The organism is Caballeronia sp. ATUFL_M2_KS44 (assembly GCF_023630965.1).
Lineage (GTDB): Bacteria > Pseudomonadota > Gammaproteobacteria > Burkholderiales > Burkholderiaceae > Caballeronia > Caballeronia concitans.
The window spans coordinates 16,710-35,732 of sequence record NZ_JALQEA010000039.1; the positions used below are offsets into that span (position 1 = coordinate 16,710).

Here is a 19,023-nt window from a genome sequence, read left to right on the forward strand (position 1 = left end):
CTTCGTGTATCAAGACGAAGTGTTGCGATCGAATTAATCAGGATCCCGTAATATCCAATCAAACAAAAAAACAGCCATCGGAAACCGATGGCTGTTCGAGATGCTGCTTGTCCGCTGACGCGGCACTTGCGTGCCACGCCGGTCGGTTGTTATTAGAACTTGTGGCGCAGGCCGATGAGGACCAGTTCCTGGTGGCTGCGGCCGCTGTCGAAGCCGAAGTCGCTGATCGAAGCCGTTGCATCGACGCGCGACGTCGTGCCGTCGGCGTTGGTCACGCGCTGCGTGCCGCTTGCGTGCTGGTAAGCGCCGACCGCGTAGACGTCGGTACGCTTCGACAGCGCGTAGTCGGCACCCAGGCTGACCTGGTGATAGTTCGCCGACGTATCGCCGCTTGCGTGCGTGTAGGTGTAGCCGAGGCCCAGCAGCGTAGCCGGCGTCAACTGGAAGTTGACGTAGCCGTTGCCGACGTTGAACTTCTCTTGTTCCTGGAACAGCGAGTTGCCGTCGTTCTTGTACTGCGCGAAGCTGTACGATGCACCGACCGTGAACGGGCCGAACACGTATTGACCAGCGCCGCGAGCGATGCCGATGGCGTGAGCCGTCGAGTAGCCGCCGTTGATCACGGTGTTGAACAGCGAATCCGACGACGGGCTGTTCCAGCCGGTGTTCGTACCGGTCAGGGGCGTGCGGCCTGCGCTCGGGTTGTTCACGTACAGGTAGCTGCCGGCGACGCCGAGCGGGCCATTGTTATACGTGACTGCGCCGCCCCAGGTCTGGCCTTGGCCGGTCGTGCCCGCCAGGTTGCTGAAGCCGTAGATGCCTTCGAACTGGAAGCCCGAGAACACCGGCGAAACGTACTTGACGGCGTTGCTCACGCGCAGGCTGTTGTCGTAGTTGTCGACGTCGCCCGGCGTTGCGAATGCTGCGCCCCAGTAGTTGTCGCCCGTGAGGCCCTGAACCATGTCGACCGACGGGTCATATTGGCGACCCAGCGTGACCGTACCCCACTGGTTGCCGCTCAAACCGACGAACGCCTGACGGCCGAATTCGCGGCCACCCTGGTTCAGACGACCCGTGCCCGGATCGAAGCCGCTTTCCAACTGGAACAGCGCCTTGAGACCGCCGCCCAGGTCTTCCTGACCCTTCAGGCCCCAACGCGGACCGGACAGCGTGCCGTTGACCATGCCGAACAGGTGATCGCCAGCAGCGTTGGCGTGGCTCACATAGGCCAGGCCCGTATCGATCACGCCATACAGCGTCACGCTCGTTTGTGCCTGTGCTGCGCCGGCTGCGCCGAGCAAGGCCAGCGAGAGGGACGTCAGTGCGAATCGTTTCATCGAATTCTCCACGCGAATGATTAATATCGTTGTTACCGGCGCAGAGAATAACGCAACGTTTCGTAACTTAAAAAACGAAAAAATAAGAGTGTCTCGAAAAACACACACAGCAGCCGGATGCCCGCCTGCAAACGGTCTCCGGCGATTCAGCAGGGGGATTTCGAACGACAGATGGCTTCGCGTAAAGTTCCGCAAGAAATTTCCCGAGGAACTTACGGTACTTCTTCCCGCATCGATTAATAGCAAATTCGACGACAAACGGCCGCGGCGCGATGCGGGCTTTCGGCCAGAGCGGCCATCAGTCCTTACGCGACGGATCGCGCTTCGACAGCATGGCGACCGCCATGCCCGCGCTCGCCGCTACGAGCACCGCGCGCCACGGATGGCGTTTCACGGCGGCGTTCGCATTCGATGCCTTGCGGCCCGCGCCGACCATCGCGATGGCGGTCGCGCGCGTGGCCGTCGATTCCGCGCGCGCGATCTTGCGCGACAGGTCGATCGCCCGCGCCACCGTCGATGCCTTGCTGCGCGCCGGTTGCCGCGCGCCGGCAGCGGCCGGAGCGATGGAAGGCGATGCCGCATCGTTCGGGGCGAACGCGGCTCGCGGCACGGCGACGCGCGTCGAGCCTGCGAGCATCGAACCAATCTTCGCGCGGCTGCCCGGCGGCACGTTTGCGCCGGTCTGCACGCCGCCCGGCCCGCGCGGATCGTGCATGCGCGCCCGCGCCGCCGAGAATTCCGCGCCGAGCAACAGCACCGCCGCCGAAAAATAGAGCCACATGAGCAGCACCGCGAGCGATCCGGCCGCGCCGAACGCGCTCGCCGTGCCCGCGTGCGTCAGATAGAACGCGAACAGCTTCTTGCCCGCCGAAAACAGCAGCGCCGCGATGAGTCCGCCGACGAGCGCATCGCGCCATTGCACGGGGGCATCGGGGAGAAACTTGAGCAGGCCGCCGAACGCGACGGACAGAATCGCGAGCCCGACAACCAACTGCACGATGTCGCCGATGATGACGAAGGGCGAATTGCCCCACAGCCACATGCCGACGGCCTGGATCGCGGTATCGAGCACGAGCGAGACGATCAGCAAAAACGCGACGCCCAGCACCAGCCCGAACGACACGAGCCGCACGCGCACCATCGCCATGACGCTCGAACGCTGCTCGCCCGTCATCGGCCAGACGATATTGAGCGCCGTGTTGAGCGATGAAAACGTCGCCGATGCGCCGACCGCCAGCAGCACGAACGAGATGATCGCCGCGATTCCCGTTCCGCCGCTGCGATGCGCGTTCTCGACGATGCTTTGCACGCCCGCCGCCGCCTGATCGCCGATCATGCCGTTGACCTGATGGAACAACTGCCCGCGCGCCGCTTCGGGGCCGAACACCCAGCCGGCGACCGCGATGACCATGACGAGCGTCGGCGCGAGCGAGAAAGCCGAATAGAACGCGATGCTCGCGGCCATCGCGGCGCAGCGGTTCTCGGAGAATTGCTTGAGCGCGCTCAGCGCCCACGACGCGTCTTTTTTGACGGCTGCCTCTAGTCTTTGCGTGGAAACGGAGCTCATCGCGGTCCTCTCGGGTCGATCGGATCAATATCGGCAAGGGTCCGGCGTTGCGGCGCCTTCGCTTGCGGTAAATGCAACCGATTGAGCAGATTCCGTTCCAACGGCAGCCGCGACGGGCTCAGCGTATGCTTAAGTTCGTTGTTATGATCCCGCCTTTGCCGAAATGCGCATCCGTCTGCGGATTGCGGCAAGGAAGCAAGAACGGACGGCCCATCAGTGCATTCCCCATGAAAGGCAAGGCGTTGGGGCCGTACCGCGTACCTATAATTCAGACCACCCACTTACACGACGCGCCGAGGCAACCATGCCGCAAATGTCACGGCGACAGTTCCTCAAGGTCTCCGCGAGCACGCTCGCCGGTTCCAGCCTGGCTGCATTGGGCTTCTCACCGGCTCCCGCGCTTGCCGAAGTCCGGCAATACAAACTGTCGCGCACCACTGAAACCCGCAACACCTGCCCGTATTGCTCGGTAGGCTGCGGCATCCTCATGTACGGCCTCGGCGACAACGCCAAGAACGCCAAGGCCAGCATCATCCACATCGAAGGCGATCCGGACCATCCGGTCAATCGCGGCACGCTGTGTCCGAAGGGCGCCTCGCTGATCGACTTCATTCACAGCCCGAGCCGGCTGCTGTACCCCGAATATCGTGCGCCCGGCTCGAACGAGTGGAAGCGCATGTCGTGGGACGAAGCGCTCGACCGCATCGCGAAGCTGATGAAGGAAGATCGCGACGCGAACTTCGTCGAAAAGACGCAGGACGGCAAGACCGTCAACCGCTGGCTGAGCACGGGTTATCTCGCGGCGTCGGCGGGCAGCAATGAAGTCGGATATCTGACGCACAAGACTGTCCGCAGTCTTGGCATGCTCGCATTCGACAATCAGGCGCGTGTCTGACATGGCCCGACGGTGGCAGGTCTTGCCCCGACGTTTGGCCGTGGAGCGATGACGAACCATTGGGTCGACATCAAGAACGCGGACGTGATTCTGGTAATGGGCGGCAATTCGGCCGAGGCGCACCCGTGCGGTTTCAAGTGGGTGACCGAGGCGAAGGCGCATAGAAAGGCGCGTCTGATCGTCGTCGACCCGCGCTTTACGCGCACGGCATCGGTTGCGGATTTCTACGCGCCGATTCGTACCGGCACGGACATTATTTTCCTGGGCGGCGTCATCAACTATCTGCTGACGCACGACAAGATCCAGCACGAGTACGTAAAGAACTACACGGACATGTCGTTCATCGTGCGCGAGGACTTCGCGTTCAAGGACGGCGTGTTCTCGGGCTACGACGCCGAGCATCGCAAGTACGACAAGACGAGCTGGGACTACGAGCGCGGCGACGACGGCTTCGTGAAGGTCGATCCGACGCTGCAGCATCCGCGCTGCGTCTACAACCAGATGAAGCAGCATTACGCCGCCTACACGCCCGAAATGGTGACGAAGGTGTGCGGCACGCCGACCGACAAGTTCCTGAAGGTCTGCGAGATGCTCGCATCGACGGCCGCGACGAACCGCGCCGGCACCATCCTTTACGCGCTCGGCTGGACGCATCACTCGGTCGGCGCGCAGATGATCCGCACGGGCGCGATGGTGCAGCTTCTGCTCGGCAACATCGGCATTGCGGGCGGCGGCATGAACGCGCTGCGCGGGCACTCGAACATCCAGGGCCTGACCGACTTGGGCCTGATGTCGAACCTGCTGCCCGGCTACATGACGCTGCCGATGGAAGCGGAACAGGACTACGAGGAGTACATCAAGAAGCGCGCGACCCAGCCGCTGCGGCCTAACCAGCTCAGCTACTGGAAGAACTATCGCGCGTTCCACGTGAGCTTCATGAAGTCCTGGTGGGGCGACAACGCGACCGCCGAGAACAACTTCGGCTTCGATTTCCTGCCGAAGCTCGACAAGTCGTACGACCTGCTGCAAGCCTTCGAACTGATGGCCGCGGGCAAGATGAACGGCTACTTCTGTCAGGGCTTCAATCCGCTCGCCGCCGCGCCGAACAAGGCGAAGATCGGTCTCGGGCTGTCGAAGCTGAAGTATCTCGTCGTGATGGACCCGCTCGCCACGGAAACGTCGGAGTTCTGGAAGAATCACGGCGAGTTCAACGACGTCGATGCATCGCAGATCCAGACCGAAGTGTTCCGCTTGCCGACGACGTGCTTCGCGGAAGAGCGCGGTTCGCTTGTCTCGTCGTCGCGCGTGCTGCAGTGGCACTGGCAGGGCGCGCAGCCGCCGGGCGAAGCGCGCAGCGACATCGACATCATGTCGGGACTCTGGCTGCGCATGCGGAAGGCTTATCAGGAAAAGGGCGGCGCGTATCCCGATCCGATCCTGAAGCTGACGTGGCCGTACGCCGATCCGGAAAGCCCGACGCCCGAAGAACTGGCGATGGAGTTCAACGGCCGAGCGCTCGCCGACGTGACGGATGCCGCCGACAAGACCAAGGTGCTCGCGAAGAAGGGCGAGCAGTTGCCGAGCTTCGCGCTGCTGCGCGACGACGGATCGACCGCGAGCGGCTGCTGGATCTATTGCGGTGCGTGGACGCAGGCGGGCAATCAGATGGGCCGCCGCGACAACTCGGACCCGACGGGCATCGGCCAGACGCTCAACTGGGCGTGGGCGTGGCCGGTGAACCGCCGCGTGCTGTACAACCGCGCATCGTGCGATGTGAACGGCAAGCCGTTCGATCCGTCGCGCAAGCTGATTGGCTGGAACGGCAAGACGTGGTCGGGCCCGGACGTTCCGGACTTCAAGGTGGACGAGCCGCCCGAGAACGGGATGAATCCGTTCATCATGAATCCGGAAGGCGTGGCGCGTTTCTTCGCCCGCGACGGCATGAACGAAGGACCGTTCCCGACGCACTACGAGCCGTTCGAAACGCCGCTCGGCTACAACCCGCTCTTCCCGGACAACAAGGCAGCCACGAGCAATCCGGCCGCCCGTGTGTTCGCGGACGATCGCGCGCAGTTCGGCACCGCGGACAAGTTCCCGCATACGGCAACGACGTATCGTCTGACCGAGCACTTCCACTACTGGACGAAGCACGCGCGGCTCAACGCGATCGTGCAGCCGCAGCAGTTCGTGGAAATCAGCGAGGATCTGGCGAACGAAGTCGGCGTCGTCGCGGGCGACCGCGTGAAGGTGTCGAGCAATCGCGGGCACATCGTCGCGGTGGCCGTCGTCACCAAACGCATCAAACCGCTGACCGTGGAGGGCAAGAAGGTGCAAACCGTCGGCCTGCCGCTGCACTGGGGCTTCAAGGGCCTGACGCAGCCGGGTTATCTCGTCAACACGCTGACGCCTTCCGTGGGCGACGGGAACTCGCAGACGCCTGAGTTCAAGTCGTTCCTCGTCAAGGTCGAAAAGGCATAAGGGGGAGACATGGCTCTGCAATCACTGGATGTGAAGCGCGTCTCCGCCACCACCACGCCGCCGCCGCAGGTTCGCGAGCCGGTCACGGGCACCGTCGCGAAGCTGATCGACGTGTCGAAGTGCATCGGCTGCAAGGCCTGCCAGACGGCGTGCATGGAGTGGAACGACCTGCGCGACGAGGTCGGCCATACGACCGGCGTCTACGACAACCCGCGCGACCTCACCGAACATTCGTGGACGGTGATGCGTTTCACGGAGTATGAGAACCCGAAGGGCGACCTCGAATGGCTGATCCGCAAGGACGGCTGCATGCACTGCGAGGACCCGGGCTGTCTGAAGGCGTGCCCGTCGCCGGGCGCGATCGTTCAGTACACGAACGGCATCGTGGATTTTCACGAGGAAAACTGCATCGGCTGCGGCTATTGCGTGACCGGCTGCCCGTTCAACATTCCGCGCATCTCGAAGGAAGACAACCGTGCATACAAGTGCACGCTGTGTTCGGATCGCGTGGCTGTCGGACAGGAACCCGCGTGCGTGAAGACGTGCCCGACCGGCGCGATCATGTTCGGCACCAAGACGGACATGATCCAGCAGGCGGCGGATCGCGTGGAAGACCTGAAGGAGCGCGGTTTCGAGAACGCGGGTCTGTACAACCCGGCCGGCGTGGGCGGCACGCACGTCATGTACGTGCTGCATCATGCGGATCAGCCGGGGCTGTATCACGGGCTCGCGGAGAATCCGCGCATCAGCCCGCTGGTGTCGGTCTGGAAGGGTGTGACGAAGCCGCTCGCAGTCGCGGGCATGGCGCTGGCGGCGCTCGCCGGATTCTTCCATTACACCCGTGTCGGTCCGAACGAGGTGAGCGCGGAAGAGGAAGCCGAGGCGCAGCAGGAAGCGGATGATGCACGCAGCGAAAGGGAGCGTTCGAATGAAACACGATAGCGATTTGCGCGACGTGCGGGGCAACCGCCTGATCGTCCGTTACACGCCGAACGAGCGCACCAACCACTGGATCACCGCGATCAGCTTCGTGCTGCTCGCGCTGTCCGGGCTCGCGATGTTTCATCCGTCGATGTCATGGCTCTACGCCGTGCTCGGCGGCGGGCAATGGACGCGCATCCTGCATCCGTTCATCGGCTGCGTGATGTTCCTGTCGTTCATGGTGCTGGCGCTGCGCGTGTGGCATCACAACGGCCTGGACAAGAGCGACGTCCAGTGGATGAAGCAGATCAACGACGTGCTCGCCAACCGCGAAGACCGCCTGCCCGAGATCGGCAAGTACAACGCCGGTCAGAAGCTCGTGTTCTACGTGATGGTGGCGAGTCTCCTGCTGCTGCTCGCTTCCGGCATCGTGATCTGGCGCGCGTACTTCGCGTTCTATTTCCCGATCACGGTGATCCGCCTCGCGGCGGTGGTGCACGCGGCGACGGCGTTCGTGCTGATCGTGTCGATCATCATCCACATCTATGCGGGACTGTGGGTGAAGGGCTCGATCAGCGCGATGGTGCGCGGCACGGTCACCTACGGGTGGGCGCGCAAGCACCACACGCGGTGGTTCAAGGAGATTATCGGGAAGTAACGGGCGCTTCAGTCGAGGATGGTCTGCAACCGCGCGAGCGCGTCGCTGACCACCTCGGCGCTCGTGCGCTCGATCTTGCGTGCGCCGCGTGCTTCGAGATCGAGCGTGCGGATCATGTTGACGAGCGCGACGCCTTGCGTCTCGCATCCCGATCCCGACAGCGGAACCGCGAAGCCGGCGAACCGCGCGAAGTTGCCGCCTTGCGTGATGGGGGCGACGAGCGCGGTGCCTAGCGCATTGAATGCCGCCGGAGAAAGTACGAGCGCGGGGCGGAAATCGCCCTGCTGTTCGTGACCGACGACGGGATTCAGATTGACGCGGACGATATCTCCGCGCTCGAACTTGACACGCCTCACCATGCTTCGCGTCCCACCGGCCTGGCTTCGCTCCAGGCACCCAGATCTTCCGGCAGGGGCGCTTTCGAATCGCACTGTGCGACGAGTTCTTCCAGCGAATATTTATGCCGGGCCGGAGTCAGCATGATTCCGTCCGCCCGCACGTCCACGGTGACCTTGTCGCCCAACGCGAGATGAACCTGATCGAGCAGGGCGGCAGGCAACCGGACTGCGGCGCTGTTGCCCCATTTTTGAATCGCGAGTTCCATGAGAACGTCCTCCGTAATGGCTACGCATTGTAGAAACGCGGGGGACGCCAGTCAATCCAATTGTATCTACTTTGTAGATACGTTAGCCGAACGGACGAGGGCGGTTTCCGCGCTGTGATCGTCCGCCGATTAACTGCTATGCTTGGCCGACGACCGCACGCGCCCGCGGCGCCCCCAGGCATTCCGAGGACACACCCAAGTGGTTCAACGCATACTCGAAGCCGGCTCGATCGAATCGCTCGATCAGTCGGCCATTCCCCGGCTGCGCATGCCGGAACGCGCAACCGTTTTCAGCGCGCGCGCCGCGCGCCTGCGGCAACTCGCCGACGCGAACAATCCCATCTCGGGCTATCTGCGCCTGATGGCCGCGCTCGCCGATGCGCAACAACGCGTGCTCGCCGATTTCTCCGCGCCCATGCCCTCGCGCGAATCGATCGAGCTGAATCAGCGTCATTCCATGCCGATCGTGCCCGCGCTCACCGACGCGCGCGATCCCGCCTGGCGCGACGTGCTGTTCATGCTGCTCGAGCGCATCGAGACGGCCGGCGCGCTCACGCCCGCGCTCGCGCAACTCGTCGCGCGTCTGCGCACGACCGAAGCCGCCGCGCTCGACGCCCAGGCCGACGCCATCCTCTCGCTGCGTCTCGCCGACATCGAGCCGGCCGGCGCGCCGTTCATCATGGCCGCGCTGCAAGTGCTGTGGACCGATGTCGCGAGCCGCATCGCCGCAACGGACGTGCCGTACGTCGACGCGCCCGGCGTCTGTCCCGTGTGCGGCACCATGCCGGTCGCGAGCATCGTGCGCGTCGGCGGCGTGCACGATGGCTATCGCTACGTGCAATGCGGCCTCTGCTCGACCGAATGGCACGTGGTCCGCGCGAAGTGCTCCAACTGCGATTCGACGAAAGGCATTGCCTATCACGCGATGGACGCCGCCGAGCAGGCGCCCGAGGAGGAACAGGCCAGGGCCGAGCGCGCGCGCAACGCGCCGCTGAAGGCGGAGTCGTGCGACGAATGCGGCACGTATCGCAAGATCGGCTATCAGGACAAGGCGTACGACTTCGAACCCTTCGCCGACGACCTCGCGAGCCTCACGCTCGACCTGCTGATGAGCGACGCCGGTTTCCAGCGCGCGTCGCCGCATCCGTGGCTCTGGCCGGAGCAGCCGGGCGAGGCGAACGGACCGGGCGCATCGGACGAAGAAGCATGAGCGACGTGACCGGCGGCGACGGAAGCGAACTGCGCGCGCTGATGGCCCGGGTGCCGTCGGTGGAGCGCGTGATGGCGTCGGCGGTGTTCGAGCCGCTCATCGCCGATTACGGGCGCACGCAGACGCTCACGATGCTGCGCGCGACGCTCGACGCCTGGCGCACCGACGCGCAAGCCGGCCGCGCGTCCGTCGAAGCGCTCACGGACACCATGCTCGGCCACGCCGTCAGCCTGCGGCTCGCGAAGCACACGCAAAGCCGCGTGAAGAGCGTGTTCAATCTGACGGGCACGGTGCTGCACACGAATCTCGGCCGCGCGCTTTTGCCCGACGAAGCGGTGCGCGCGGTCGCCGACGTGCTCACGCGGCCCGCGAATCTCGAATTCGATCTCGATACCGGCGCGCGCGGCGATCGCGACGACCTCGTCAACGAACTCATTTGCGAGCTGACGGGCGCGGAAGCCGCGACCGTCGTGAACAACAACGCGGCGGCGGTGCTGCTCACGCTGTCCGCGCTCGCGCCGCGCAAGGAGGTGATCGTCTCGCGCGGCGAGCTGGTGGAGATCGGCGGCGCGTTTCGCATTCCCGACATCATGAGCCGCGCGGGCGCGAAGCTGCGCGAAGTCGGCACGACGAATCGCACGCATCTGAAGGATTACGACGAAGCGATCAACGCGAAGACCGCGCTCGTCATGAAAGTGCATTGCAGCAACTACGCGGTGAGCGGCTTCACGAAGGAAGTGACGACCGCCGAACTCGCGCCGCTCGCGCGCGAACGCGGCCTGCCCGTCGCGGTGGATCTCGGCAGCGGCACGCTCGTCGATCTCGCGCAATGGGGCTTGCCGCGCGAAGCGACCGTGCGCGAAACCGTCGAGGCGGGCGCGGATCTCGTCACGTTCAGCGGCGACAAGCTGCTCGGCGGGCCGCAGGCGGGGCTGATCGTCGGGCGCAAGGATCTGATCGCGAAGATCAAGAAGCATCCGCTGAAGCGCGCGCTGCGCGTCGGCAAGCTGACGCTCGCGGCGCTCGAAGCGGTGCTGCGGCTTTATCGTTCGCCGGAGACGCTGCAGACGCGCCTCACCACGTTGCGCCTGCTCACGCGTCCCGCCGACGCCATGCGGCTCGCCGCCGAACGCATCCAGCCCGCGCTGCAGCGCATGACGGGCGATGCGTTCGCCGTCGCGTGCGAGCCGATGTTCAGCCAGATCGGCAGCGGCGCGTTGCCCGTCGACGTGTTGCCGAGCTACGGCCTCACCGTGCGGCTCGTGGGCGGCAAGCGCGCGGGCGGTCACCTGAACCGCATCGAAAAGAAGCTGCGGGCGTTGCCGCGCCCGGTGATCGGACGCATCGCGGATGGCGCGCTGTGGCTCGATCTGCGCTGCCTCGAAGAATTCGACGAAGCCGCGTTCATCGCCCAGTTCGAAGGCGAGGGCGCATGATCGTCGGGACGGCGGGGCACATCGACCACGGCAAGACCACGCTCGTGCGCGCGCTGTCGGGCGTCGATACGGATCGCCTGAAGGAAGAGAAGGCGCGCGGCATTTCCATCGAACTCGGCTACGCGTACGTGCCGCTCGAAGGCGGCGGCATGCTCGGTTTCATCGACGTGCCCGGCCACGAAAAGCTCGTGCACACGATGGCGGCGGGCGCGTGCGGCATCGACTTCGCGCTTGTCGTGATCGCCGCCGACGACGGCGTGATGCCGCAGACGCGCGAGCATCTCGCGATTCTGCAACTGCTCGGCGTGACGCGCGGCGCGGTCGCGGTGACGAAAGCCGATCGCGTCGATGAAGCCCGCGTGCGCGACGTGCATGCGCAAATCCGCGCGCTGCTCGCCGACACGCCGCTGCACGATTCCCCATTCTTCGACACGAACGCCACCACGCCCGACGATGCCGGCGTCGCCGCGCTCGACGCGTATCTGCGCGACGCCGCCGCGCACTGGGCCATGCGCCGCGACGACGGCTTTTTCCGGCTGGCGGTGGATCGCGTGTTCACGCTGTCGGGGCAGGGCACGATCGCGACGGGCACCGTGTTCGCGGGCCGCGCGAACGTCGGCGACGTGATCGCGCTCGCGCCGCGCGAGGCCGGCAGCGAGCCGGTGCGCGTGCGCGGCATTCACGCGCAGAACCGCGCGGCGCAGACCGGGCGCGCGGGCGAGCGATGCGCGCTCAATCTCGCGGGCATCGAGAAGGACGCGCTTTCGCGCGGCGACTGGATCGTCGATGCGCGGATCGCGCGGGCGTCGGAGCGGATCGATGTCGAACTGACGCTGCTCGCGGATGCCGGCATCACGCTCACGCATTGGGCGCCGCTGCACGTGCATCTCGGCACGACGCATCGCGTGGCGCACGTCGCGCTGCTCGAAGCGGACACGCTCGCGGCGGGGCAGGCGGCGCGCGTGCAGCTCGTGTTCGAGCAGCCGGCGTGCGCGCTGCCGGGCGATCGCTTCATCGTGCGCAATGCGCAGGCGAGCCGGACGGTAGGCGGCGGACGCGTGCTCGATCCGTTCGCGCCCGCGCGCAAGCGCCGCACGCCGCAGCGCCGCGCGTGGCTCGATGCGCTCGCGCTCTGGCTCGACACGGCGCGCGCCGATGCGCTCTTCGACCAGTCGCCGTTCGGTTTGCCGCGCTCGCTCGTCGAACACTTGTGCGGGAAGCCGGCGGCATCGGTCGCGTTGCCGGCGGATTTGCGCCGCGTGCCCGTCCACGACGACGCGCTCTTCATTTCCGCCGCGCACTGGAACGCGCTCGCCGCGCGCCTGACCGATGCGCTCGCCGCCTTCCACGAACGCTTTCCCGACGAACAAGGCCCCGACGCGGCGCGCCTGCGCCGCATGGCCGCGCCGCTCGCGCCGGATGCGCTATGGCGCGCGCTCATCGACGATGCCGTGGCGAGCGGCGCCATCGCGCGCAGCGGGCCGTGGCTGCATTTGCCATCGCATACGGTGGCGCTCGATGCCGCCGAGCAAGCGCTGGCCGGCGCGGTGCTGGAATCGATCGAGCGCGGCCGTTTCGATCCGCCGTGGATGCGCGATCTCGCGAAGGCGCACGGCGCGCAGGAAGACGACATGCGGCGCCTCTTGCGCAAGCTCGCGCGGCGCGGCGATCTGTTCCAGGTGGTGCGGGACCTGTTCTATTCGCGGGCGTCGATCGCGGAACTGGCGCGGCTCGCGGCGCAACACGCGCGGGTTCGCGACGGCGCGGCGGACGCCATCGGCGCGGCCGAATTCCGCGATGCGACCGGCCTCGGCCGCAAGCGCGCGATCCAGGTTTTGGAGTTCTTCGACAGGGTTGGTTACACTCGCTTTCACCGCGACCTTCACCTGTTGCGCGCCGATAGCCGCTGGCACGAGTCAGTCTGACCGGCCGCACGGGCCGCTCCCGCGCCAGGGCGAACGATGGAGCATGCCTACTACCACTTGCTGCATCTGCTGTCGGGCCATCCCGAGTGGGCGCTCGCGGTGGTGCTGCTCGCGTCGTTCCTCGAATCGCTCGCGTTCATCGGCACTTTCGTGCCCGGCAGCACGGCGATGTTCGTCGCCGGTGCGCTCGTCGGCGCGGGCGCGCTGAATCTCGGCTGGGTGATGGTCTGCGCGATCGTCGGCGCCATTGCCGGCGATGCCGCCAGCTTCTGGCTCGGCGCGCGCCATGCGGCCACGATCACGCAGATGTGGCCGTTTCGGCGGCATCCCGGCGCGCTCGCCGCCGGCAAGCGCTATTTCGAGGCGCACGGCGCGAAGAGCGTCGTGCTCGCGCGTTTCGTCGGTCCGATGCGCGCGGTGGTGCCGGTCGTCGCGGGCATTTCGGGCATGCCGCCCGCGCGCTTTTTCGTGGTCAACGTCGTGAGCGCGCTGATCTGGGCGCCGCTGCATATCCTGCCGGGCGTCGTGTTCGGCGCGTCGATCGAACTGGCGGGCGCGGTGTCGATCCGGCTCGTCGTGATTCTCATCGTCGTGACGGCACTCGCGTGGCTCGTGTTCAACCTCGCGCGCGTCGCCGTCTCGCATGCGAAGGAATGGACCGTCGCCTCGCGCGAGCGCCTGCTGGCGTGGGCGCAACGCAGGGACGCGTTGCCCGCGCGGCTCGCCGCCCGCGCGCTCGATCCCGGCAATCCGGCGACCGGACTCATCGCGATCATCTCGGTGCTGCTGCTCGCGTCGGCGGTGCTGTTCTTCTATGTGCTGACGAATGTGACGCGCGGATCGTCGCTCGTTCAGGTCGATGCGTCCATCTATCGCCTGTTGCAATCGTTCCGCTCGACGTGGGCCGATTCCATTCTCGATGCCGCCGCCGCGCTCGGCAGCATGCCGACGCTGCTCGCGCTCGCCGCGATGGTCATCGTATGGATGGTTCTAGAGCGGCGCTGGCGCACGGTCGCGTACTGGCTCGCGGCGGTCGTGTTCTCGCAACTGCTCGTCGCGGTGATCCGCTTCACGACGCATCAGCCGCTGCCGATCTCGTTCGCGCCCGCCGGACGCACGTTCCCGAGCAGCCATCTCGCCGCGACCGTCGTCATCTACGGCTTTCTCGCGTTTCTGCTGCTGCGGCGCGTCGGCATGCTGACGGGCGTGTTCATCGCGACGGCGACATCGGGCATCGTCACGGCGGTCGCGCTGGCGGGCCTGTACTTCGGCCGCTTCACGATATCCGACGCGCTCGGCAGCGCCGCGCTCGCCGCGAGCTGGGTGTTCCTGATCGCGCTGACCGCCGTGTGGCGTAATCCGGGCAAGCCGAAGCCGCGTCCGCTGATGCCGTTCGCGGTGCTGGCCGTGATTTCCGCGAGCGTCGCGCTTCAAGTGAGCGACGACACCGAGGCGCACAGCGCGGCGCCCGCGACGGTCGTCATCACGCCGATCGAATGGATGGACACGGTCTGGCGGCAGTTTTCGTGTTACCGGTCGAGTCTGGACGGCGACCGGCGCGAACCGATCACCGTGCAATGGGCCGCGACGCCCGCCGAAATTCGCGCGCAGTTGACGAGCCGCGGCTGGACGGAGGTCACGGGCGTGACGATGAAAAGCGTGATGTCGGTGGTGTCGCCGAATGCGCCGGCGACCGCGCTGCCCGCGCTGCCGCGCCTGAACAACGGCGAGCCGTCGAAGCTCGTGTTCACGCGTTCGCCGCGCGGGCCGGATCAGCGCGACGTGCTGCGTTTCTGGCCGACGAACTATGCGGTGCGCGCGCACGCGGGCGCGACGCCGGCGCCGGTCTGGTTGGGATCGGTGGTGCATGAACGGCTGCGGCGGCCTTCGTGGCCGTTCAACGTGCTGCGGCCGGACCGTCGCGTGGATCCGATGGCGCTCGATCATGGCGATGCATCGCCGTGGCGCGGCATCGAAATTGCGACGAGCGCGGGGTGCGGCAGCGTGCCGGTGATGCTTGTCGAATCGAGACCGAAATGAGCGTACGAGGCGGAGGCGCGGGTTGATCCAGATTCCGCCATCGGCGATAACGCAGTGGGGCGCGGCGGCGGTTTTCGTCAACGTGCTGTTGACGCGCCTGGGCGTGCCGTTGCCGTCCGCGCCGCTGCTCGTGTTCGCGGGGTCCGTGATCGCGGGCGGGCAGTTGTCGTTCTGGCACGTGATGCTCGCAGCGATGGGCGGCGCGCTGCTCGGCGATGCCGTCTGGTTTTCGGCGGGGCGTCTATATGGGCGGCGGCTCGTCGCGGCGTTGTCGCGGCGGTCGTATGCACTGGACACCGGCATGCGCACGACGAACGAGCTTTTCGGGCGGCACGGCGCGCCGATCGTGGCGGTATCGAAGTTCGTGCCGGGACTCGGGCTCGTCACGCCGCCGCTGATGGGCACGACGCAGATCGCCGCGCCCGTCTTCTTTCTTTGGGATGCGGCGGGGATCGTTTTGTGGGCGGCGTTCTGGATATTGGGCGGCGCGCTGTTTCAGCGGGAATTGCACGTCGTGCTCGGCGAATTGCAGACGCACGGCGCGACGATGATCGACTTGCTGGTGCTGCTTGCGTTTCTGGTGTGCGCGTATCGGCTGCTGCGCCGGCGACAGCCGCGTGATCGCGCCGGCGAGTGATGCGCGGTGATGCGCTTCCTGCGTTCGATGCATGCCGCCGTTATAATCGCTTGCTCTCTCTTCTCATCCTCGTTTTTCGCTCCTCGAGGAAGGCATCCGTATCCGGTGGTGCGGCTGGGCTTCAAACCCAGTTGGGGGTGTCAGACACTCCCAGGTAGGTTCGACTCCTGCTGCCTTCCGCCAATGCGCGGTCTCAAGTACTCTCGCACGCTCTCACGGTCACCCGCACATACCTTGCGCGATAGGGGTTTGCGGGTAAAAAGTCTCTTGCTCGCTCTCGCCTCTACCCGCGAAATTGCACCGTCTTGTGCGGGTAGGGGTAGAGATGGCGGGGCGTCTGCTTCATCGATTGAGTGCGTTGCAGATCGCGAAGTATCTCCGTGCGATGCCTCCATGAAGCGCGTGCATTCCAGCGATGGCGCGCCGTAATGTGCGATCCCGCTGTACTTGGACCCGCGTCGTAAGTACGCTTCCCCAGCGCATGAACCCACCGCCATCGAACTCAATGCGCGAGAATGCCCATCGCGCATTTCTTGAGTTCGAGAAAGCGCGGTTCGAAGGCGACCTTGGGCGTGCGCGGCCGTTCCAGTTCTATCGGCACGTCTATCGCGACGCGTCCCGGTCTCGACGAAAGCACGACGAGCCGCGTGCCGAGAAAGATCGCTTCGTCTATGTCATGCGTGATAAAAACGATGGTGCATCGCAACTGGTCCCACAGAGCGGTCAAGAACGTCTGCATCGCGCTGCGGGTTTGGGCATCCAGTGCGCCGAACGGCTCGTCCATCAGCAGGACCTTCGGCTTCATGACGAGCGCTCGCGCAATCGCCACGCGCTGCTGCATGCCCCCGGACAGTTCGTAGGGCTTGTGCTGCGCGAAGCCTTCGAGACCGATCGTACGCAGAATGTCCGCCGACGCGCGCCGGCGTTCGGCCTTCGAAACCGAATGCAGCGAGAGACCGAACTCGATATTCTCTTCGACGCTGAGCCATGGGAACAACCCGGCCTGCTGGAATACGACGACGCGGTCTTCACCGGGTCGGTCCTTGACTTCGCCGTCGATAAAGATGCTCCCGCGCGAGGGGGACGTGAGGCCGGCCAGAAGATGCAGCAAGGTCGTCTTGCCGCAGCCGGATGCACCGAGCACGGTGACGAACTCGCCGCCCTGGAATTGCAGATTGATATTCTCCAGCGCGGACGTCCCGCCGAAGGACTTGTACAGGGAATCGATGACGATGTTCAAATCAGTCTCCTGCCTGGCGAGCGCGTTGCCCCCGGCGCAATGACTCGACGATTCAATGGGCCAGCGGCTGCGAATACTGCGGCGCGACGTTGGTCTCGAAGCTCGACGGCACCGACTGAATGCGTCCGATGGAGTTGAGCACCTTGGCGGTATTGACCAGCGTTTCGTACGTCGCCGACGTCTTGACCCCGGCACCGGAACCCATCACTTTCGGCGTGGTCTGGTCGGCCCCGGAAAACAGCTCGTAGCCGGCCAGCTCGCTCTTCGCGACATCCACGGTGACGCCGGTCTGACGAGCCATTTCCGCGATCGCCTTGTCGGGGTCCTTGCGGGTGATCTGATAGCCCTCGTCGAGCGCCGCGACGAAGCCGCGCACGAGATCCGGGTGACTCTTCGCCCAGTCGGCGTTCGCAATGCAGACGTTGTAGCTCGACGCGCCGCGCGGCAGGTCGCCGTCGGTCTTGATCGCCTTGCCGCCGGCCGCACGCAACGCACTGAACACGGGGTCCCATACGATCGCCGCGTCGATCGCGCCCGTTACCCACGACGTGCGCATCTGCGGCGGCGCCATGTTGATCTGGGTGACCGACGTGTACGGCACGTGCGCCTCGGCGAGAAACGTCGCCAGTTCGAACGATGCCTGCGAGCCCGCGACGATCGCGATCTTCTTGCCCTGCAAGCCCGCGACGTTGGTGATGCCGCTGTCGGGCTTGACGACGATGCCAGCCGCGTCCGTGTACCGTTCCTGGTTGTACACGATGGTCATCGGCAAGCCCTGCGCGATCGCGGTGACGAGCGGCGGCACGCCGAGGCCGCACATGAACGACAAGCTGTTCGACGCCAGTGCGCTCATGGCCGCCGGCCCCGAGCTGAAGAGCTTGTATTCGACGTCGGCATTCATGTGGCGTTCGAACAGGTGTTCTGCCATCGACACCATGTACGGATCGGCGCCGTTGTCCTCATATCCGATGACGACTTGCGGCTTGCCCTGCGCACCGGCGACCCCGGCCATCGCGGCGCTGCCGATGAAAAGGGCGGCGGCTGCGGCTTGATTCCAGTATTTCGTGTTCACGTCTGGTCTCCTTTGATGTTGATTTCAGTCGTGTCCGCGCCACGGAACGATCCAGCTCTCGAGCTTGCGAATCACCAGTTCCATGGCATAGCCGATCAGCCCGATGATGATGATGCCCACGATGACGATCGCGACCTGCAGCGCCTGCCCCGCGAACTGCACGAGCCACCCGAGCCCGCTGCTCGCCGCGATCAGTTCGGCTGCGACGAGGCAGGTCCAGGCCACGCCGATCCCCACGCGCATCGAGGTGAAAATTTCCGGCAGCGCCGAAGGCAGCACGATTCTGCGGAAGATTTGCGCGTTGGTGGCTCCCAGCGTCCGCGCTACCGCGATTCTCAGCGGCGGCGTGCTTTTCACCCCGGACATGGTCCCGATGATGATGACCGGAATCGTGCCCACGAGAATCAGAATGGCCTTGGGCAATTCGCCGATGCCGAACCACACCACGAGAAGCGGAATGTAGGCGAGCGGCGGGACGGGACGGATGAATTGCAGCAACGGGTCGATGATGTCGAACACGATCTTGTTGCGCGACATCATGAGGCCGACCGGAACGCCGATCGCGACCGCGCCGACGAATCCGGTCGCGACGCGAAAGCAGCTGATCAAAATGTCGCCGATCAGCGACTGTCCGCCATACCCGTTGCGCAGAATATCGACGAACGATTGCCATACCGCCACCGGCGACGGCAGTGCGAACGCAGGAAAGACGCCCGCCATCGAGACGGCCTGCCACAGCAGGACCGCTATCAACAGCACGGCGGCGGTCAGCCAGTATGAATTCATGCGCGCGCGGACACGACGCAGCCCGAGTCCGGGTTCGCCCGGCACGGTGGAACGCTGAATGGTCTTGCCGTGTTCGAGTAGGGCTCTCACTCTCACTGCCGTCTCCTCAAGTTCCAGATTGGATTGTCCGCGACATGACATGCGTTGAGGCCAGCATCATCAATCAATAAAGGCCCCGGTAGTACCAGGTCGAGAGATTCGTTAGGTCCAGCCCGGA

15 protein-coding genes and 1 tRNA gene are annotated in these 19,023 nt (G+C 65.4%); 9 read left to right on the forward strand and 7 right to left on the reverse strand.

The genetic code is table 11. The features are described from left to right. Window positions 1–152: 152 nt before the first annotated feature. Together NCR39_RS15460 and NCR39_RS15465 are read right to left on the reverse strand one after the other, a co-directional pair. Window positions 153–1,337: a porin gene (locus NCR39_RS15460; RefSeq protein WP_250452974.1), complete on the reverse strand. Its 1,185-nt coding sequence runs from the start codon at window positions 1,335–1,337 to the stop codon at window positions 153–155. Between the two features lie 298 nt (window positions 1,338–1,635). Beyond that, window positions 1,636–2,904: a YihY/virulence factor BrkB family protein gene (locus NCR39_RS15465; RefSeq protein ID WP_250452975.1), complete on the reverse strand. Its 1,269-nt coding sequence runs from the start codon at window positions 2,902–2,904 to the stop codon at window positions 1,636–1,638. A 304-nt stretch (window positions 2,905–3,208) separates the two neighbouring features. Between NCR39_RS15465 and fdnG the strand changes: the two genes are divergently transcribed. Genes fdnG through NCR39_RS15480 form a run of 3 tightly spaced genes read left to right on the forward strand, consistent with a single transcriptional unit; the run spans window position 3,209 to window position 7,856 of the window. After that, window positions 3,209–6,277 carry a formate dehydrogenase-N subunit alpha gene (fdnG, locus tag NCR39_RS15470; protein ID WP_250452976.1) on the forward strand — a complete coding sequence of 1,023 codons (3,069 nt, stop codon included), beginning with the start codon at window positions 3,209–3,211 and terminating at the stop codon, window positions 6,275–6,277. Between the two features lie 9 nt (window positions 6,278–6,286). After that, entirely contained in the window at window positions 6,287–7,219 is a 933-nt protein-coding gene (gene fdxH / locus NCR39_RS15475; RefSeq protein ID WP_250452977.1) for a formate dehydrogenase subunit beta, read from the forward strand. Continuing rightward, a complete protein-coding gene (locus NCR39_RS15480; RefSeq protein ID WP_040050248.1) occupies window positions 7,206–7,856 on the forward strand; it encodes a formate dehydrogenase subunit gamma in 651 nt (216 codons plus the stop codon). The genes fdxH and NCR39_RS15480 overlap by 14 nt, the downstream gene beginning before the upstream one ends. 8 nt (window positions 7,857–7,864) lie before the next feature. Here the strand turns inward: NCR39_RS15480 and NCR39_RS15485 are convergent, their stop codons facing one another. Further along, entirely contained in the window at window positions 7,865–8,215 is a 351-nt protein-coding gene (locus tag NCR39_RS15485) for a type II toxin-antitoxin system ChpB family toxin (RefSeq protein ID WP_250452978.1), read from the reverse strand. Continuing rightward, window positions 8,209–8,460 carry an AbrB/MazE/SpoVT family DNA-binding domain-containing protein gene (locus NCR39_RS15490; RefSeq protein WP_250452979.1) on the reverse strand — a complete coding sequence of 84 codons (252 nt, stop codon included), beginning with the start codon at window positions 8,458–8,460 and terminating at the stop codon, window positions 8,209–8,211. Before NCR39_RS15490 ends, NCR39_RS15485 begins: the two co-directional genes overlap by 7 nt. Before the next feature lie 199 nt (window positions 8,461–8,659). Here NCR39_RS15490 and fdhE point away from each other — a divergent pair, with 199 nt between their 5' ends. The 6 genes from fdhE (at window position 8,660) to NCR39_RS15520 (ending at window position 15,891) form a co-directional block, all read left to right on the forward strand. Beyond that, on the forward strand, window positions 8,660–9,670 hold the full coding sequence (gene fdhE, locus NCR39_RS15495; protein WP_250452980.1) for a formate dehydrogenase accessory protein FdhE: 1,011 nt from the start codon (window positions 8,660–8,662) through the stop codon (window positions 9,668–9,670). After that, on the forward strand, window positions 9,667–11,106 hold the full coding sequence (gene selA, locus NCR39_RS15500; protein ID WP_250452981.1) for an L-seryl-tRNA(Sec) selenium transferase: 1,440 nt from the start codon (window positions 9,667–9,669) through the stop codon (window positions 11,104–11,106). The genes fdhE and selA overlap by 4 nt, the downstream gene beginning before the upstream one ends. After that, window positions 11,103–13,031 (forward strand): selenocysteine-specific translation elongation factor, encoded by a 1,929-nt coding sequence (gene selB, locus NCR39_RS15505; protein WP_250452982.1) that lies wholly within the window; start codon window positions 11,103–11,105, stop codon window positions 13,029–13,031. Before selA ends, selB begins: the two co-directional genes overlap by 4 nt. 36 nt (window positions 13,032–13,067) lie before the next feature. Continuing rightward, window positions 13,068–15,071 (forward strand): VTT domain-containing protein, encoded by a 2,004-nt coding sequence (locus tag NCR39_RS15510; protein WP_250452983.1) that lies wholly within the window; start codon window positions 13,068–13,070, stop codon window positions 15,069–15,071. 22 nt (window positions 15,072–15,093) lie between these two features. Beyond that, window positions 15,094–15,708 carry a DedA family protein gene (locus NCR39_RS15515; RefSeq protein ID WP_250452984.1) on the forward strand — a complete coding sequence of 205 codons (615 nt, stop codon included), beginning with the start codon at window positions 15,094–15,096 and terminating at the stop codon, window positions 15,706–15,708. 87 nt (window positions 15,709–15,795) lie between these two features. Beyond that, window positions 15,796–15,891: transfer RNA gene (locus NCR39_RS15520), tRNA-Sec, on the forward strand. A 319-nt stretch (window positions 15,892–16,210) separates the two neighbouring features. Here the strand turns inward: NCR39_RS15520 and NCR39_RS15525 are convergent. Genes NCR39_RS15525 through NCR39_RS15535 form a run of 3 tightly spaced genes read right to left on the reverse strand, consistent with a single transcriptional unit; the run spans window position 16,211 to window position 18,902 of the window. Then, window positions 16,211–16,948, reverse strand: a complete 738-nt coding sequence (locus NCR39_RS15525) for an ABC transporter ATP-binding protein (RefSeq protein WP_250452985.1) — start codon at window positions 16,946–16,948, stop codon at window positions 16,211–16,213. A gap of 52 nt (window positions 16,949–17,000) precedes the next feature. Continuing rightward, window positions 17,001–18,020 carry a taurine ABC transporter substrate-binding protein gene (locus tag NCR39_RS15530; RefSeq protein WP_250452986.1) on the reverse strand — a complete coding sequence of 340 codons (1,020 nt, stop codon included), beginning with the start codon at window positions 18,018–18,020 and terminating at the stop codon, window positions 17,001–17,003. A gap of 24 nt (window positions 18,021–18,044) precedes the next feature. Further along, window positions 18,045–18,902 (reverse strand): ABC transporter permease, encoded by an 858-nt coding sequence (locus NCR39_RS15535; protein WP_250452987.1) that lies wholly within the window; start codon window positions 18,900–18,902, stop codon window positions 18,045–18,047. Window positions 18,903–19,023 lie beyond the last annotated feature (121 nt).

Coding starts and splice junctions, on each gene's coding strand:
- selA (WP_250452981.1), top strand. CDS start 9,667: ATGAGCGACGTGACCGGCGGCGACGGAAGCGAACTGCGCGCGCTGATG.
- NCR39_RS15490 (WP_250452979.1), bottom strand. CDS start 8,460: ATGGAACTCGCGATTCAAAAATGGGGCAACAGCGCCGCAGTCCGGTTG.
- selB (WP_250452982.1), top strand. CDS start 11,103: ATGATCGTCGGGACGGCGGGGCACATCGACCACGGCAAGACCACGCTC.
- fdxH (WP_250452977.1), top strand. CDS start 6,287: ATGGCTCTGCAATCACTGGATGTGAAGCGCGTCTCCGCCACCACCACG.
- NCR39_RS15510 (WP_250452983.1), top strand. CDS start 13,068: ATGGAGCATGCCTACTACCACTTGCTGCATCTGCTGTCGGGCCATCCC.
- NCR39_RS15485 (WP_250452978.1), bottom strand. CDS start 8,215: ATGGTGAGGCGTGTCAAGTTCGAGCGCGGAGATATCGTCCGCGTCAAT.
- NCR39_RS15465 (WP_250452975.1), bottom strand. CDS start 2,904: ATGAGCTCCGTTTCCACGCAAAGACTAGAGGCAGCCGTCAAAAAAGAC.
- NCR39_RS15460 (WP_250452974.1), bottom strand. CDS start 1,337: ATGAAACGATTCGCACTGACGTCCCTCTCGCTGGCCTTGCTCGGCGCA.
- NCR39_RS15480 (WP_040050248.1), top strand. CDS start 7,206: ATGAAACACGATAGCGATTTGCGCGACGTGCGGGGCAACCGCCTGATC.